The 14,134-nt window shown below is 43.3% G+C and carries 17 protein-coding genes; 12 read left to right on the forward strand and 5 right to left on the reverse strand.

Going from position 1 to position 14,134, the window contains the following annotated elements:
• Positions 1–190: 190 nt before the first annotated feature.
• Complete coding sequence (locus B5X77_RS08720; protein WP_079507135.1) at positions 191–430, forward strand: YuzB family protein; 240 nt, start codon at positions 191–193, stop codon at positions 428–430.
• Between the two features lie 70 nt (positions 431–500).
• On the opposite strand, the gene B5X77_RS08725 is transcribed toward B5X77_RS08720, so the two are convergent.
• Positions 501–1,196: a DUF2225 domain-containing protein gene (locus B5X77_RS08725; protein ID WP_079507658.1), complete on the reverse strand. Its 696-nt coding sequence runs from the start codon at positions 1,194–1,196 to the stop codon at positions 501–503.
• Between the two features lie 294 nt (positions 1,197–1,490).
• Here B5X77_RS08725 and B5X77_RS08730 point away from each other — a divergent pair, with 294 nt between their 5' ends.
• Positions 1,491–1,853, forward strand: coding sequence for a HesB/IscA family protein (locus B5X77_RS08730; RefSeq protein ID WP_079507137.1), 363 nt, complete (start codon positions 1,491–1,493; stop codon positions 1,851–1,853).
• A 37-nt stretch (positions 1,854–1,890) separates the two neighbouring features.
• Here B5X77_RS08730 and B5X77_RS08735 read toward each other — a convergent pair whose 3' ends face one another.
• On the reverse strand, positions 1,891–2,886 hold the full coding sequence (locus tag B5X77_RS08735) for an NAD(P)/FAD-dependent oxidoreductase (protein WP_079507139.1): 996 nt from the start codon (positions 2,884–2,886) through the stop codon (positions 1,891–1,893).
• Between the two features lie 375 nt (positions 2,887–3,261).
• Here B5X77_RS08735 and B5X77_RS08740 point away from each other — a divergent pair, with 375 nt between their 5' ends.
• The 5 genes from B5X77_RS08740 to B5X77_RS08755 all read left to right on the forward strand — a co-directional run bounded on the left by B5X77_RS08740 (position 3,262) and on the right by B5X77_RS08755 (position 6,765).
• Positions 3,262–4,479: an NAD(P)/FAD-dependent oxidoreductase gene (locus tag B5X77_RS08740; RefSeq protein WP_079507660.1), complete on the forward strand. Its 1,218-nt coding sequence runs from the start codon at positions 3,262–3,264 to the stop codon at positions 4,477–4,479.
• 147 nt (positions 4,480–4,626) lie between these two features.
• Positions 4,627–5,109: an NUDIX domain-containing protein gene (locus B5X77_RS08745; protein ID WP_079507141.1), complete on the forward strand. Its 483-nt coding sequence runs from the start codon at positions 4,627–4,629 to the stop codon at positions 5,107–5,109.
• Between the two features lie 157 nt (positions 5,110–5,266).
• Positions 5,267–5,392, forward strand: a complete 126-nt coding sequence (locus B5X77_RS23275) for a YuiA family protein (RefSeq protein ID WP_176167275.1) — start codon at positions 5,267–5,269, stop codon at positions 5,390–5,392.
• A gap of 147 nt (positions 5,393–5,539) precedes the next feature.
• Positions 5,540–5,860: a YuiB family protein gene (locus tag B5X77_RS08750; protein WP_079507143.1), complete on the forward strand. Its 321-nt coding sequence runs from the start codon at positions 5,540–5,542 to the stop codon at positions 5,858–5,860.
• A 194-nt stretch (positions 5,861–6,054) separates the two neighbouring features.
• The gene (locus B5X77_RS08755) at positions 6,055–6,765 is read left to right on the forward strand and encodes a 3D domain-containing protein (protein ID WP_079507145.1); all 711 of its coding nucleotides are present in this window, start codon (positions 6,055–6,057) and stop codon (positions 6,763–6,765) included.
• A 481-nt stretch (positions 6,766–7,246) separates the two neighbouring features.
• Here B5X77_RS08755 and B5X77_RS08760 read toward each other — a convergent pair whose 3' ends face one another.
• Positions 7,247–8,014 carry a cobalamin-binding protein gene (locus B5X77_RS08760; protein WP_079507147.1) on the reverse strand — a complete coding sequence of 256 codons (768 nt, stop codon included), beginning with the start codon at positions 8,012–8,014 and terminating at the stop codon, positions 7,247–7,249.
• A 9-nt stretch (positions 8,015–8,023) separates the two neighbouring features.
• Positions 8,024–8,503, reverse strand: a complete 480-nt coding sequence (locus tag B5X77_RS08765) for a divergent PAP2 family protein (RefSeq protein ID WP_079507149.1) — start codon at positions 8,501–8,503, stop codon at positions 8,024–8,026.
• Between the two features lie 126 nt (positions 8,504–8,629).
• On the opposite strand from B5X77_RS08765, the gene B5X77_RS08770 reads away from it, so the two are divergent.
• The 5 genes from B5X77_RS08770 to B5X77_RS08790 all read left to right on the forward strand — a co-directional run bounded on the left by B5X77_RS08770 (position 8,630) and on the right by B5X77_RS08790 (position 13,439).
• Positions 8,630–9,004 carry a DUF309 domain-containing protein gene (locus B5X77_RS08770; RefSeq protein WP_079507151.1) on the forward strand — a complete coding sequence of 125 codons (375 nt, stop codon included), beginning with the start codon at positions 8,630–8,632 and terminating at the stop codon, positions 9,002–9,004.
• Positions 9,005–9,089: 85 nt separating this feature from the next.
• On the forward strand, positions 9,090–10,601 hold the full coding sequence (locus B5X77_RS08775; RefSeq protein ID WP_079507153.1) for a leucyl aminopeptidase: 1,512 nt from the start codon (positions 9,090–9,092) through the stop codon (positions 10,599–10,601).
• A 365-nt stretch (positions 10,602–10,966) separates the two neighbouring features.
• Complete coding sequence (locus tag B5X77_RS08780) at positions 10,967–12,277, forward strand: Na+/H+ antiporter family protein (RefSeq protein WP_079507155.1); 1,311 nt, start codon at positions 10,967–10,969, stop codon at positions 12,275–12,277.
• Positions 12,278–12,561: 284 nt separating this feature from the next.
• Positions 12,562–13,158 (forward strand): sulfite oxidase-like oxidoreductase, encoded by a 597-nt coding sequence (locus B5X77_RS08785; RefSeq protein WP_079507157.1) that lies wholly within the window; start codon positions 12,562–12,564, stop codon positions 13,156–13,158.
• A gap of 95 nt (positions 13,159–13,253) precedes the next feature.
• Positions 13,254–13,439 carry a hypothetical protein gene (locus B5X77_RS08790; RefSeq protein WP_079507159.1) on the forward strand — a complete coding sequence of 62 codons (186 nt, stop codon included), beginning with the start codon at positions 13,254–13,256 and terminating at the stop codon, positions 13,437–13,439.
• A gap of 231 nt (positions 13,440–13,670) precedes the next feature.
• Here the strand turns inward: B5X77_RS08790 and B5X77_RS08795 are convergent, their stop codons facing one another.
• Positions 13,671–14,012 carry a hypothetical protein gene (locus tag B5X77_RS08795; RefSeq protein ID WP_079507161.1) on the reverse strand — a complete coding sequence of 114 codons (342 nt, stop codon included), beginning with the start codon at positions 14,010–14,012 and terminating at the stop codon, positions 13,671–13,673.
• Positions 14,013–14,134 lie beyond the last annotated feature (122 nt).

The raw sequence follows: 14,134 nt of genomic DNA on the forward strand, positions 1-14,134 counted from the left end.
TCTTGTAATCAGTAAACGGATACATTTTTCAAAATTATTCTACAATATTTTTTCTGGTTCGTTTTAACCCATAAAAAGTATAACGAAATTGTGACAAAATAACAACAATTTTATGGGTGTCCTGAGCAAGAGAAATTGACGATTTACCTGAAAAAGGGTACGATTAAAAATTAGTAGAGAGGTGAAACAAATGATTAAGCCGATCATTGAATTTTGTATCAGCAATCTTGCGAGCGGTTCTCAAGCTGCAAGGGCAGAACTCGAAAGAGATCCTGACCTTGACGTCATTGAATATGGTTGCCTTGGTTACTGCGGAAAATGCGCAATGTCAATGTTTGCGCTGGTAAACGGGGATCCGGTAGTCGGAGACACTCCAGAAGAACTTGTTGAAAATGTTTATAAATACCTGGATGAAAATCCAATGTTTTAATATATAAAAAGCTGGCGTGGTGCCGAACCATCGCCAGCTTTTTTCATCAATTGCCCCCAAAGGAGGAGGCTTAGCTGCTCGCCGCAGCTTGCTCTTCCCGCATCTCCTGCCAGCGATCTTTAGCCATCTGGATGATTTGCGGTTCGACAGACTGGCGTTGTTTTTCTATTACTCTTGAAAAGAAACGGACAGCATCCTGAGTGTGGCCGATTCTTCTTGATAGTTCACCAATAAGGTACATGAGACGCAGCTCTGAGACCTGAGTTCCTTTATAGTCACCGGTACTGTATGACTCTGTATATTCTTTTAAGGCAAGTTTTAAAAAACGCATTTCCTGATCATGATTTTCATTCGAGCGATACAGCCAGCAAAGCCTCATGTAAAGTCCTGCTGTAACAATATGTTTCTCTTTCTTTAGTGTGGAACTATAGGCTGCAAGCTTAAAAGTGTTCAGTGCCTCCTGAACTGTCCGAGTTTCTCCATAGTTGTGCGGGACCCACTGACTGGAGATTTTGGCTTCGATTACTTGTTTCACACCAGGCGGAAAATAAGTGCTGAAATCGTCGGTGAATGAATAGCCGCAATCGGGGCAGACATTGACATAGTAATAGTTAGGGTTTTCAAATCCATCGGCGTACAGAGGGGCAAAGTCTGTATCATAACTGAGGACTTTTACAAAACGGGAGCGGACCTTCTTGGTCGTAAAAGAATTCTCACATATGGCGCATGTGTACTTTTTATCGTATAAAGGTACTAGTTGGGACATCATCAACACCTGCCGATTCTCCTGTGATTTTTAAAAGAGGTTTGGGTACATTATACCAATTTATTAAGGGTTAGAGTGGTAAAATATGAAGAAAATTCTTTTTCGGCTTGATTGGTTGAGGATTGGAAAAATGCTGAGTATACTATAGGAAAGCGTAAGTGCCATGGTCAGCCCCGACAAGCGCTGGAGGGCTGACAGTGAAGTCGTTCTTTGACTTCATTGGCAGGACCGAAGCGTCTCGAGGGGCTTGGCACTGAAGCTGGACAATGAAAGGGATCAAGGAGGTTTTAATAAGTGGAAAACATTGTGATTCTTACAGAAGAAGCTGCATTGCAGGTTAAAGATATGATGAAACAAAATGAAACGGAGGGTGCCTTCCTTCGTGTGTCTGTAAAAGGCGGCGGCTGCAGCGGCCTGTCTTATGGAATGGGTTTTGCCCATGAAGTGGAAGAGGGAGACACTCAGCTAGAACAGCATGGAATCAAGATCCTTGTTGATAAGGAGAGCGCGCCTGTTTTGAGGGGGACCACCATCAGCTACAAGCAATCACTTATGGGTGGCGGTTTCACGATCGACAATCCTAACGCAATTGCATCATGCGGCTGTGGTTCTAGTTTTAAAACAGCGACTCGTGAAGGAACACCGGAAGAATGCTAAACAAAAACGCAAGGTCCTCTGACCTTGCGTTTTTATATTATTTGAACATCGATGAGCTGTGCAGCGGCTGTGTCTTCGCCTTTGGATCCATATAGGATTTAGCGTTGTTGACAGCTGTCGGAGCTTCACCGAATCCTGTCGCAATCAATTTTACCTTGCCTTCGTATGTGCAGATATCGCCTGCAGCGTATACGCCAGGGACATTTGTTTCCATTTTGGAGTTGACGACGATGGAGTTCTTTTCGATTTCAAGACCCCATTCTTTGATCGGTCCAAGAGATGAAACGAAACCGAAGTTACAGATAACTGCGTCAACATCAACAGCAACAGTTTCCTCGCTGTTTGCGTCCTTAAGAACAATCTGGCTGATTTTTTCTCCATCACCGATAAGCTCTGCAGGTACATAAGGCGTCTTGATATCAACCTTTGAATTTTGCAGATTTTCTACGCTGTGTTCATGAGCGCGGAATTTATCACGTCGGTGGACGATGGTTACCTGTTCAGCGATCGGCTCGAGCATCAATGCCCAGTCAACTGCTGAGTCGCCGCCGCCCAATACTGCGACTTTCTGGCCAGCGAACTGGTTCAAATCGTCGATGAAATAGTGCAGGTTCTTGCCTTCATATTGTGCAGCGCTTTCAAGTTCAAGTCTGCGTGGCTGGAAAGCACCATTTCCTGCAGTGATAATGACTGTTTTTGTATAATGAACTTCTTTATCAGTAGTCAGCTTTATTGTTCCGTCTTCCAGTTTTTCCAGCTTTTCAACCGATTGCTCTAGAGCGGTCGTTGGCTCGAATTTCGCCATTTGCTCCTTAAGGTTGTTGATCAGCTCCTGGGCACGGACTTTTGGAAAACCAGCAACATCATATATGTACTTTTCAGGATAAAGTGCTGATAATTGTCCGCCTAATTGTGGCAAACTTTCGATAATCTTAACCGATGCTTGTCTCATTCCGCCGTAGAAAGCAGTGAACAGACCAGCCGGCCCCCCGCCGATAATCGTGATGTCATAAACTTTTTGATCTTCTTTCACTCCATATCCCCCTCACTATGTAGTAAAATTGCTCCAATTTTTATAATACCATAAATTATAAAAATAAACTCCTAATCATAATAGAAGAATCCTTGTGGAACAATATATTTCATAGAAATTTCCCTTTACAAAACAGGAATACAGTGAAATCTGACTATTTTCTGAATATTTCCAAGTTAGCTTAATCGCTTGAAAATGCGGCGCAAAAAGCATAAGATGGATTGTAGGCAAGAATGTTAAGATTTTGTGACATTTTCAGGACATTTTTTTGAACATTCTAGTGAATAATATCACAAACTTATCCGGAAAATGATGGCGGCAGATAGAGATGAGCCAGTCGACCAAAAATATTTTAAAAAGGTGGAAGTGATCACTTTGAGAAAGCCAAAGATCGTAATCTTAGGAGCAGGATACGGGGGATTAATGACAGCTACCCGTTTACAAAAAGCTGTTGGAGTAAACGAGGCTGATATTGTCCTTGTCAATAAAAATGATTACCACTATGAAACTACATGGCTGCATGAGGCATCAGCAGGAACTTTGCATCATGACAGAGTCCGCTATGATGTCCGTGATGTAATCGATCGCCATAAGGTTGAATTCGTCCAGGGGTCTGTTGAAGAGATCAAGATGGACGAGAAGCGTGTAATCCTTGAGAACGGTGACATCGTATATGATTATCTTGTCATCGCCCTGGGTGCTGAACCTGAAACTTTCGGTATCAAAGGCTTGAAAGAGTATGCTTTCTCTATCGTCAATGTCAACTCAGCCAGACAAATCCGTGAGCATATCGAATATCAATTTGCAACATATAATACTGAAGCCGAGAGGAAAGACGAGCGCCTGACAATCGTTGTTGGCGGTGCGGGCTTCACTGGCATCGAGTTCCTTGGCGAACTGACGAACCGCGTGCCAGAACTATGCCGTGAATATGATGTAGATTATCATAAAGTTAAAATCGTTTGTGTCGAAGCTGCACCAATGGTTCTTCCTGGTTTCGACCCTGAGCTTGTAAACTATGCAGTTGCGACGCTTGAGAAAAAAGGTGTGGAATTCCGCATCGGTACAGCAATCAAGGAAGCAACTCCTGAAGGCATCATCGTTGCCAAAGGTGAAGAGGAAGTCGAAGAAATCAAGGCTGGCACAGTTGTCTGGGCAGCAGGTGTACGCGGCAATTCTGTCATCGAAAAATCAGGAATTGAAGCAATGCGCGGCCGTGTGAAAGTCCAGCCGGACCTTCGCCTGCCAGGTTCAGAAGATGTATTCATTGTCGGCGACTGCTCATTGATCATCAATGAAGAAATCAACCGTCCATATCCACCGACTGCACAAATCGCGATGCAGCAGGGTGAAGTGTGTGCAAGGAATATTGCTGCGTTAGTCCGCGGCAAATCCGAGCTTGAAACCTTCACTCCAGATATCAAAGGAACAGTTTGTTCACTTGGTGAAGATGATGCAATTGGAGTAGCATTCGGCAAGAAAATGGTCGGAGCGAAAGCGTCCTTCATGAAAAAAATGATCGACAATCGTGCGCTTTATATGATTGGCGGACCTTCAATGGTTCTTAAAAAAGGCAAATTCAACATTCTATAATAGTGCGTTTAAACAGGCTCCTATGAGGGGCCTGTTTTTTTATTGTATTACATTGCGCAAACGGGCCCGTGGCCAGACGGATTGCAGGACTAAGCTATATTCGATAGTGTACAATATTGGAAAAATGAAATCATGGATGTGGATTGGATGGGCAAACGCGAAAATGTGTGGCTTGGTGTTGCGGGGGTTGTTATAGCGGACGATGGCCGCTGGCTGGTTGTTAAAAAGCGCTATGGCGGATTGAAAGGGAGCTGGTCCCTGCCAGCTGGCTTTGTTGATGAAGGAGAAACAGCAGCTCAGGCTGTCCTCAGGGAAGTCAGGGAGGAAACCGGAATTGCATGCACTGTCACCGGACTCCTTGGGATGCGCACTGGTGTAATCAGGGAGTCTGTCAGCGATAATATGCTTGTTTTTCTGTTAAGCCCTTTACCTGATCAAATTGTGACTGCACAAGATAAAGAATTGTATGAAGCTAAATATATATCACCTGAAGAGTTAAAATCAGACTCAGAAACTTCCATGCTGATGCATTACCTTTTGAGCAAACCAATAAGTCAAGTGATTGAAGGCAAAGAAGGCATGGACCCAGGAACACAATTCCATTATAGTGCATATCAATTATTTTTATAATTTTCTGAAATTTTAAGTAAGTGATAGATATTCAAAGAAAAAAGTGGATGTATCCGTTTTCAATGGGTATTTTCGGTTGAATTTGGACCTTTTCAAAACTGAATAATCTCTGATATATTATCAGAAAATTCGATAATATAAAAGGAGAGATTCATTTATGAAAATGCAGGCACATGATTCAAAGGAATGTCCATATTGCTCAGGTAAAGGTTACTTCCAATTGCTTCTTGGCGGCTCAGAAACTTGTACTTGCTGCAGCGGTTCAGGAAAATCAAAAAAATAATGAAAAAGCACCTTTGACCTTCGCATCCTGCGGGGTTTTTCTTTTTGTCCTGAGTGTGAATACTATGTGACAAGCCCGCATCATTTCGTTGACTCGAAAACAGACAAACAGTAAACTAGAAATGATGTTTAATGGGGGGATACAGATATGATGACGGTTGTCACACTGATCATTTCGATGTTATTGTTTTTTGTCCTTTTCTTCGGGATTGGATTTTTATTGAATATGCTGTTGAGGATGTCATGGGTAATGGCGATCGTTTATCCTTTGATCGCAATATTCATTATTGATAAATATCGGTTGATTGACTATTTCCGCAACAGTGGTGAAGCTTTCAGTGATTTAGGAAAACGGATTTCACTGCTTGCTATGGCCGATGTGCTGATTCTGAGCAGCGGGCTTGCAGGTGCAATCCTAGCTGGCGTAGTCATTAAACTTTTGCGTAAAAAAGGATATCAAATGTTTTAGCAAAAACTGACCTTCATTTTTGAAGGTTTTTTTTATGCATAAATATTGTTGTTCGTCAGAAACTATTTCTAAGCAACAGTATTTTTTTACTTTTAATGGAAGTGTAAATAGGTATTTAGACACTTTTTTGCTCCTTTTGGAATATTTCTTGTTTTGTTGGGAAATTAATAGATTTGGGAGGAGTGAAAAATTATATGAATATTTTAAAAATATGGGCCAAGCGCTCTGCCATGGCAGTTTTATTTTTTGCTGCTATAACTTCAACGTTCCACTCGATTTCAGGAGTGGAAGCTTCCACTGTTTCTACATACGTTTTTGACAGTGCTGGCACACAACAAGAGGAAAATTCAAGTTTTGATCATAAGAAGAAATCCATAGGTCTTGCCTTTAAGGTTTTGAAAAAAGTATCAGAGATCACGACAAAAATATCTTCAAGTGAAAAGGTATCCGGCGCACCGCCGACGCTTGAGGAATCAATGAACTGGTCACAATACCCGACAAAGCAAATCATTGCTACGGGGTATACAGCCGGAATTGAATCCACTGGCAAAAATCCTGGACATCCAGGTTATGGAATCACTTATTCAGGTGTCAAGGTAAAACGTGACCTCTATTCAACGGTTGCGGCTGATCTAAACGTATTCCCAATTGGGACAATCCTTTTCATCCCAGGATACGGCTTTGGAGTTGTCGCAGATAAAGGTGGCGCAATCAAGGGAAACAAAGTGGATTTATATTACGATACCGTAAAGGACGTATACGAACAATGGGGCAAAAAGACGCTGGATGCATACATAATTGAAATGGGTGACGGCAAGCTTACAGAAGCTGACCTGAAAGCACTCAACGAAAATGAATCAATGCAGGTTTTCCGCCAGCAATACATTAGTGGTAAAGAATCATAATAAGCTTAGGCACTTTCCTCGGGGAAGTGCCTTTTAAATGTTTACCCTAGAAATGATGATTTAGAGCCAAGATGCACTTCTTAGTGTTTCGCAGGAGCTACATAGCCCGAGATGGAGAGGGAAGCTTAGAAACGGTAAAAGGAGAGAGGCTGCTTTGCCCGAAATGCAGGCGGAATCAGGAAAACGGTAAAAGGAGAGAGGCTTCATTGCCCGAAATAACTGCGAAGTCTGAAAAACGGTAAAAGGAGGAGCCCTGCATTTACCGAAATGGCTGCGCCAAAATCAAACCGGTAAAAGGAGAGAGGCTGCATTGCTCGAAATGCAGGCGAGATCAGGAAAACGGTAAAAGGAGAAGCCCTGCATTTACCGAAATGGCTGCGCCAAAATCAAACCGGTAAAAGGAAAGACCATCTCTTCGAAAGAGATGGCCAAATTTTTGATGGTTGAACCTAATTTCACTTGGATCCTGGATGTTAGTGAATTAGCCGTGAATGAGAGAATGCAATTTCTCAAGTCCATCTAAAAGACGTGGAGATGGACGGCAATATAGCTCTTCTTCGAGGATGAAGATTCGATCCCCCTTTATCGCGTCTAGTTCTTCCCAGCCCGGCCTGTTTGTGATCAATTCTTTCTTCACCTTTTGCTTCCTGACTCCAACCCAGGCAATGCATATATAATCTGGCTTCCGGGATAATACATCATCCCAGTCGGTTTGTACGCTTGCGAGCTCAACATCCTTAAAAACATTTTCGGCACCGGCAGCATCGGATACTTCTGTGAGCCAATTAATGCCCCCAGGAGTGAATACTGGCTTGGGCCACCACTCCCAATAAAGCTTTGGTTTCCAACGGGCCAATGACCCTTTTTGCCTGATGTTCTCCAGCCTGTTCCTAAACTGGGCAGCGGCTTCTTGCCCTCGCTCAGGCATGTTCAATGCCTCAGCTGTAGTAATTAAATCATTTTCTATATCCTGAAGGGATTGCGGATTCAAAATAATGTGGGGAATCTTTCTCGCTTTCAGGCCTTCTACATTCTTTTCCATTCCCGGGACGCTTAGCGAAGCAAGGACGAGGTCTGGCTTCAATTCTTCCACAAGATCCAGGTCAATGGAAAGATCAGGGCCGAGCTGGGGCAATGATTTTACCGCCTCCGGCCAATCAGAAAAATCATCCACTCCGACAAGAAGATCCGTCAATCCGAGAAACTCCATGATTTCGGTGTTGCTGGGGCATATAGAAATGACTCTCATATCATTCACCTACCTTAATAAGAGATAATGCAGCAGCAATGTCAGCAAAATGCCAGTCAATCCACCGAAAAAAACTTCTATGGGCTTGTGTCCAAGCAGTTCTTTCAACTCTTTTTGTTTCTCCTTTTCAGGCTTATCCTGCCAGCCCTTTGCCTCCTGGGCGAAGCGGCCAAAATCAGCCACCAGCTGATTCAGCACTATGGCCTGCTCCCCGGCCTGCCTGCGGACCCCCGAAGCGTCAAACATCGTGATGATTGCGAAAACGGCTGAAACAGCAAAGACAGCAGAATCCATTCCTGTTTCAAGAGCCACTCCTGTAGCCAAAGCGGTCACGGCAGCGGAGTGGGAGCTTGGCATTCCGCCAGTACTCGTCAACAGCGACCAGTCAATCCTCCTCGTTGCAATATATTGGATTGGCACCTTCACAAACTGCGCGAAAAAGATTCCTGCGAGTGATGCCCATAAAGGAAAATTCGAAAATAATTCCATGGCTATTCCCCCTCTATTTATAGAAAAGTACCTTTTTCAGTAATACCCAAGTTCAATGATAACATTACAGCTAGTCGGCGATGTTTGATAAAATAGTTTTAATACTTCGGGATGGAGGTGAGGGATTTGACGGACTACCCTGAAGAGTACTATGAGTTCTTTATTAAATTCAACGAAGGTGACTATTATACCTGCCATGACTTACTCGAAGATATGTGGATGACCGATAAAGGCAATCTTTTTTTAAAAGGGCTGCTGCAAATGAGCGTTGCAATCTACCATTATAGCTACGGAAATGTAAAGGGGGCGCGGCTCATGATGCAGGCAGCGCATGATTACCTTCAGACCTATCGTCCGCGATATTGGGGACTTGATATGGAAAAAATATATCCCTTCATCGAAGAGTGCCTTAAAACTTTCCCTGCTGTTGACCGCGTTCCATATGAGGAAGTCAGGAAACTGCCCGAGCTGCCGGTTTTATACTTGTATCTAGAAGATTAGCAGGTTGGTTAAAAATAAAGTGAGGGAGTCGAAATATTTTGATGGTTTCGATATAATGAAACTATAAATTATGAGGGGTGAAAAGATGTTTACAGTGAACGATCAATTTAATCTTACAAACAGTCACGATTGTCTGGTAATTGGCCTGTTCAATAAGCCGTCAGGTCTTGAGGGTGTGGCTGGCGAAGCAGATAAGCTTTTTGATGGACAATTGACTGAACTAATCAAAAGCGGGGATATTTCAACCAAGAAAAAAACGATTTCAAAAATACATACTTTCGGTAAAATTGGTGCAAAAAAAATATATTTTGTCGGCCTCGGGCATGAGAAGGAATATAAATTCGAGACATTGAGAGACGCACTTGGCCGCCTATTCAAGACTGCAAAGAAGGAGAAATGGACAGAAGCAGCAGTGCTGTTGGATACATTTACAAGCGCTACCGTCGAGTTAAATGATGCAGCGCATGCGCTTGGAGAAGCTTTCCCGCTGGCAACATATGAATTCGAAGGCTACAAACAGAAGACCAATGAGCCGGAAAAGCGAATTGAAAGCCTGACTATTTACAGTGCAGATGGAGAGGGCGAGGTGGAAGCAGCTTTCGAAGTTGGCTTTGTTTTTGGCAAGGGAACGAATTCAGCACGCACGCTTGTCAATACACCTGGCAATCTTTTGACTGCCACAGACATGGCAGAATATGCAATGAAGCTGGCAGAAAAATATGAGTTCGAAGCAGAAGTTTTAGAAAAAGAAGAAATGGAAAAGCTCGGCATGGGAGCGTTGCTTGCAGTAAACCAGGGTTCTGCGGAGCCGCCTAAAATGATTGTCCTCAAATATCAGGGCAAGGAAGAATGGAAGGATGTCATCGGCCTTGTAGGAAAGGGCATTACGTTTGACACAGGTGGTTATTCCATCAAGACGAAGGCTGGCATCGTCGGCATGAAATCGGATATGGGCGGTGCAGCGGCTGTGCTTGGTGCGATGGAAATCATCGGGGAACTAAAGCCGGAACAAAACGTGGTAGCGGTAATCCCGTCTACAGACAACATGATCAGCGGCACAGCATTCAAGCCGGATGATGTCATCACGTCAATGAGCGGAAAAACGATCGAAGTGCTTAATACTGATGCAGAAGGCCGTCTTGTGCTTGCCGATGCAATGACATACGCAAAGCATCATGGAGCCGATTACCTGATTGATATTGCAACATTAACAGGTGGAGTCATTACTGCACTCGGCCTGCATACGTCAGGTGCATTGACAAATAACGAGGAATTGTTTGAACAAGTTCTCGAGGCTTCCTATGAATCCGGAGAGCCAATCTGGCGCCTGCCATTATTCGAGCGCGACATTGAGCGTGTAAGAGGCAGCAAGATTGCTGACCTGAACAACTCTCCAGGTGCAGAAGGCCATGCAATCATGGGCGGAGCCTTTGTCGGTGAGTTTGCGGAAGGCACACCATGGGTGCACCTCGACATCGCCGGAACAGCAACCACAAGCAAAGAGCACGACCTGGGCCCAGCAGGAGCAACCGGAGTTATGGCACGAACACTCGCATTGCTCGTTGAAAGATTTGAGACTGCGGCTGATAAGGAATAAATAGATAAATTGATGATCCCAAAGCCTGAGAGGCTTTGGGATTTTTTATTGAGATGAGGAGATATTTTTGGTTGAGTGATTAGAAGAAGATATGAGTTCAGACAAAACAAAGCCAGGAGAGAGGTGTAATTGTAGGTGTGAGTTCAGCTAAAACTGCGCCAGCAGAGTGGTGAATTGTCCGAAGCAGGAGTGGGTTCCCCTCCTGAATTTTCCTTAGCACCCTAAAATCCTCTTAAAATTGTTTAAACAAACCCGTTGACATAAAAAGTGATTCTATGATAATTTAATACTTGTCTTTTTAATTCTTTACCAATTTACCAAACTAAAGTAAATATTCAAGATTATCATCGAGAGGGGCACACATAATGAATGCAGTTCTTATTGCCGTGCTGGCGATGCTGATCCTTAGTCTGCTTCGTGTCAATGTTGTATTGGCATTGGTTGCGGGGGCTTTGATCGGCGGGCTGACTGGCGGCTTGAGTATAGAGAAGACGATAGAAGTTTTTACAGGAGGACTTGGAGGCAGCGCCGAGGTTGCGCTTAGCTACGCGCTGCTTGGCGGATTCGCAGTGGCTATTTCCAAGACTGGATTGCCTAACCTGATCGTTGACTGGATGATCAACATGATTGGGAAAAAGGGCGAGTCCAAAGCAAAGACCTATTCAAAAGCAATTATTGTCATCCTGATTTTAATGATGTCAATTTTCTCACAGAACTTGATACCAATCCACATCGCTTTCATCCCGATTTTGATTCCGCCATTGTTGATTATTTTCAATGAGCTGAAAATCGATAGACGTTTGATTGCATCGGTGCTGACATTCGGTCTGACGGCGCCCTATATTTTGCTGCCGGTAGGCTTCGGGGCAATTTTCCACGAAATCCTGGCAACGAACATGGCTGAAGGCGGGATGAAGATCAATATGGGTGATATTCCGACAGCGATGCTTATTCCTACTGCAGGCATGGTTATTGGATTGCTGATCGCTATTTTTGTTTATCGCAAACCAAAAAGCTATCAAAATCATCAAGTAGTCGAAGTTGAGAAGAATGAGTATTCAAAAGCAGGAATCATTTTCTCATTGGTTGCAATTATTGCTGCTCTTGCAGCACAGCTGTATTTTGAATCGATGATCATTGGCGCGGTTGCCGGGATCCTTGTTGTATATGCGAGCGGTGCAATAAAGTGGCGCGAAGCTGACGATCTTTTAACAGAGGGCATGAAAATGATGGCGTTCATCGGATTCGTCATGCTGGCTGCATTCGGATTCGCAGATGTGTTGAAAGAAACGGGAGATGTGGACTCACTTGTCACTCAGTCTGCTAATGCCATTGGCAATAATAAAGCCATGGGCGCCCTGTTGATGCTGGTTGTCGGATTGCTGGTCACAATGGGAATCGGGTCTTCGTTCTCGACAATACCAATCATTGCTACAATTTTCGTACCGCTAAGTATCCAATTGGGTTTCAGCCCGATGGCTACGATTGCTATTGTTGGAACAGCAGCTGCACTTGGTGATGCCGGATCACCTGCATCAGACAGTACACTTGGACCAACTGCTGGTTTGAATGCAGATGGCCAGCACAACCACATCTGGGATACAGTCGTCCCGACGTTCATACACTACAATATTCCTTTGATCATTTTCGGCTGGATCGCCGCAATGATTTTATAATCTCAAATAGAGCCGTTCTCCTTTTACAGGCAGGACGGCTTTGTTTATTTTAAAGGGCTCTTTTCTCAAATTTAGTTGCTATTGATAACGAAATCTGATTGAATGACCAATGTTGCTACACTAAAAATTAAAGCTTATTATGAGAAAAGAGCTTGCACACTTAATACCGAACTACATAACTGCATTTTATCACGATAAAATCGGCTTTAGGATTTTAACAACAATCTAACGAAAACAGCCTTTTAAAAAGAAAATTCAGTAGGATAATAAAAAGAGGTGATGAAATGTACTTCGGAAAACCGCGGAAAAAGGGTCCCACGGACAGAGTCCCGCCAAATCAAAATGTGACGACGTCTTTTCCTGTTTTGCATTATGGAAATGTCCCATATTATAAAAATCTTGATGAATGGACACTGAAGATTTATGGACTTGTAGAAAAAGAGGTCACCTTATTATATAAAGAACTGATGTCCTTGCCTCAAACGACCTCTGGCAATGACATCCACTGTGTGACTGGCTGGTCCAAGCTGGATAATGTTTGGGAGGGAGTTCCCACTCAACAGCTGGCCAAAATGGCCCAACCAATGGAATGTGCCAAATATGTCATCCTCCATGCTGAAGAAAATTGGACGACCAACCTTCCTGTTGCGGATTTTCTAAAAGAAACGAGCCTGCTTGCCCATACCCATAATGGTGAACAGTTATCTCCAGAGCATGGGTACCCATTGCGGGCGGTCATTCCTCACTTATACTTCTGGAAAAGCGCAAAATGGATCCGGGGAATTGAATTTACTTCTGAAAACCAGCCGGGATTTTGGGAGGAAAATGGCTATCATATGTATGGAGACCCCTGGAAGGAACAGCGTATGACCTGGGACTAGGCATTTTTTTCAGTATAATGGACAAACGCCTATTCAACTGTCCCTCTGTATGCATATGAAGTAATATAGGCATACAAAATGAGGGAGGTAGCTTGATGAATAGGAGAAGACCATTTTATGGCGGCCGGCGTCCATTCGGTTTTGGTTTTGGGGGTCCTTTTATTGGAGGAGTACTCGGTGGCCTTTTAGGCAGTGCGTTATACCCGGGCGCATATGGCTATGGTTACGGCGGATACCCGCCCTACGGCTATGGTTATGGATATGGATACCCATTTTATTAAAAGGCTGTTTTCGTAAAGATTGTTGTTAAAATCCTAAAGCCGATTTTAACGTGATAAAAGCTATTTTGCAGGTCGGTACTAAGTTGGCAAGCTCTTTTCTCTTATTAAGCGTTAAATTGTGAAGAAACTTAAGTAATTCCATCCTATTTTGTATTCAATAGCAACAAAGTTTGAGAAAAGAGCCTATTAAAAATAATTATAGCCGCTGTTCTAACAGCGGCTTTTTTCAATTCAGTGCCACCTTAGCTGAGTGATAATATGGCAGCATTCTTTTTCCCCTGCATAATCCGTGAAATTCATGGTAATTCCATCGGGGTTATAATCGATTTTAGGCATTTTCTTGATTCCTGTTGCTCTGATCATCCGTTCCACTTCTTTTCTATTTGATTGTTGTGCAGCAGACATCAAATCCCTGGAAAAAGAGGACGAAGATGTGATCTGGGACATTACGATATTTGCATCTTTCATCAGGGCAATTGATTTTTGAGCGGATGTTTTGAACAGGGTTGCATTCACTTCAGGAAATGGACGAGCATCGGAATGTTTATTTTTATAAAAAAATAAACAATGCATAGGTACCTCCCCTCCAGACGGGTAATTTCATAATATGATTCAATGTATGAAAGCCGCCTCCTAAGTATGTAGGAGGGAAAAGCTCAAAAATACTTATATGCTGGAAAAAAAGGGTATACAAA

Source organism: Mesobacillus jeotgali, from assembly GCF_900166585.1.
Taxonomy (GTDB): domain Bacteria; phylum Bacillota; class Bacilli; order Bacillales; family Cytobacillaceae; genus Mesobacillus; species Mesobacillus jeotgali_A.

What these genes read in the sequence shown, in the direction of transcription:
- B5X77_RS08775 (WP_079507153.1), top strand. Translation starts at nt 9,090, where the DNA reads ATGTTTACAGTGAACGATCAATTTAATCTTACAAACAGTCACGATTGT.
- B5X77_RS08750 (WP_079507143.1), top strand. Translation starts at nt 5,540, where the DNA reads ATGATGACGGTTGTCACACTGATCATTTCGATGTTATTGTTTTTTGTC.
- B5X77_RS08720 (WP_079507135.1), top strand. Translation starts at nt 191, where the DNA reads ATGATTAAGCCGATCATTGAATTTTGTATCAGCAATCTTGCGAGCGGT.
- B5X77_RS08725 (WP_079507658.1), bottom strand. Translation starts at nt 1,196, where the DNA reads ATGTCCCAACTAGTACCTTTATACGATAAAAAGTACACATGCGCCATA.
- B5X77_RS08790 (WP_079507159.1), top strand. Translation starts at nt 13,254, where the DNA reads ATGAATAGGAGAAGACCATTTTATGGCGGCCGGCGTCCATTCGGTTTT.
- B5X77_RS08745 (WP_079507141.1), top strand. Translation starts at nt 4,627, where the DNA reads ATGGGCAAACGCGAAAATGTGTGGCTTGGTGTTGCGGGGGTTGTTATA.
- B5X77_RS23275 (WP_176167275.1), top strand. Translation starts at nt 5,267, where the DNA reads ATGAAAATGCAGGCACATGATTCAAAGGAATGTCCATATTGCTCAGGT.
- B5X77_RS08795 (WP_079507161.1), bottom strand. Translation starts at nt 14,012, where the DNA reads ATGCATTGTTTATTTTTTTATAAAAATAAACATTCCGATGCTCGTCCA.
- B5X77_RS08765 (WP_079507149.1), bottom strand. Translation starts at nt 8,503, where the DNA reads ATGGAATTATTTTCGAATTTTCCTTTATGGGCATCACTCGCAGGAATC.
- B5X77_RS08760 (WP_079507147.1), bottom strand. Translation starts at nt 8,014, where the DNA reads ATGAGAGTCATTTCTATATGCCCCAGCAACACCGAAATCATGGAGTTT.
- B5X77_RS08785 (WP_079507157.1), top strand. Translation starts at nt 12,562, where the DNA reads ATGTACTTCGGAAAACCGCGGAAAAAGGGTCCCACGGACAGAGTCCCG.
- B5X77_RS08780 (WP_079507155.1), top strand. Translation starts at nt 10,967, where the DNA reads ATGAATGCAGTTCTTATTGCCGTGCTGGCGATGCTGATCCTTAGTCTG.
- B5X77_RS08755 (WP_079507145.1), top strand. Translation starts at nt 6,055, where the DNA reads ATGAATATTTTAAAAATATGGGCCAAGCGCTCTGCCATGGCAGTTTTA.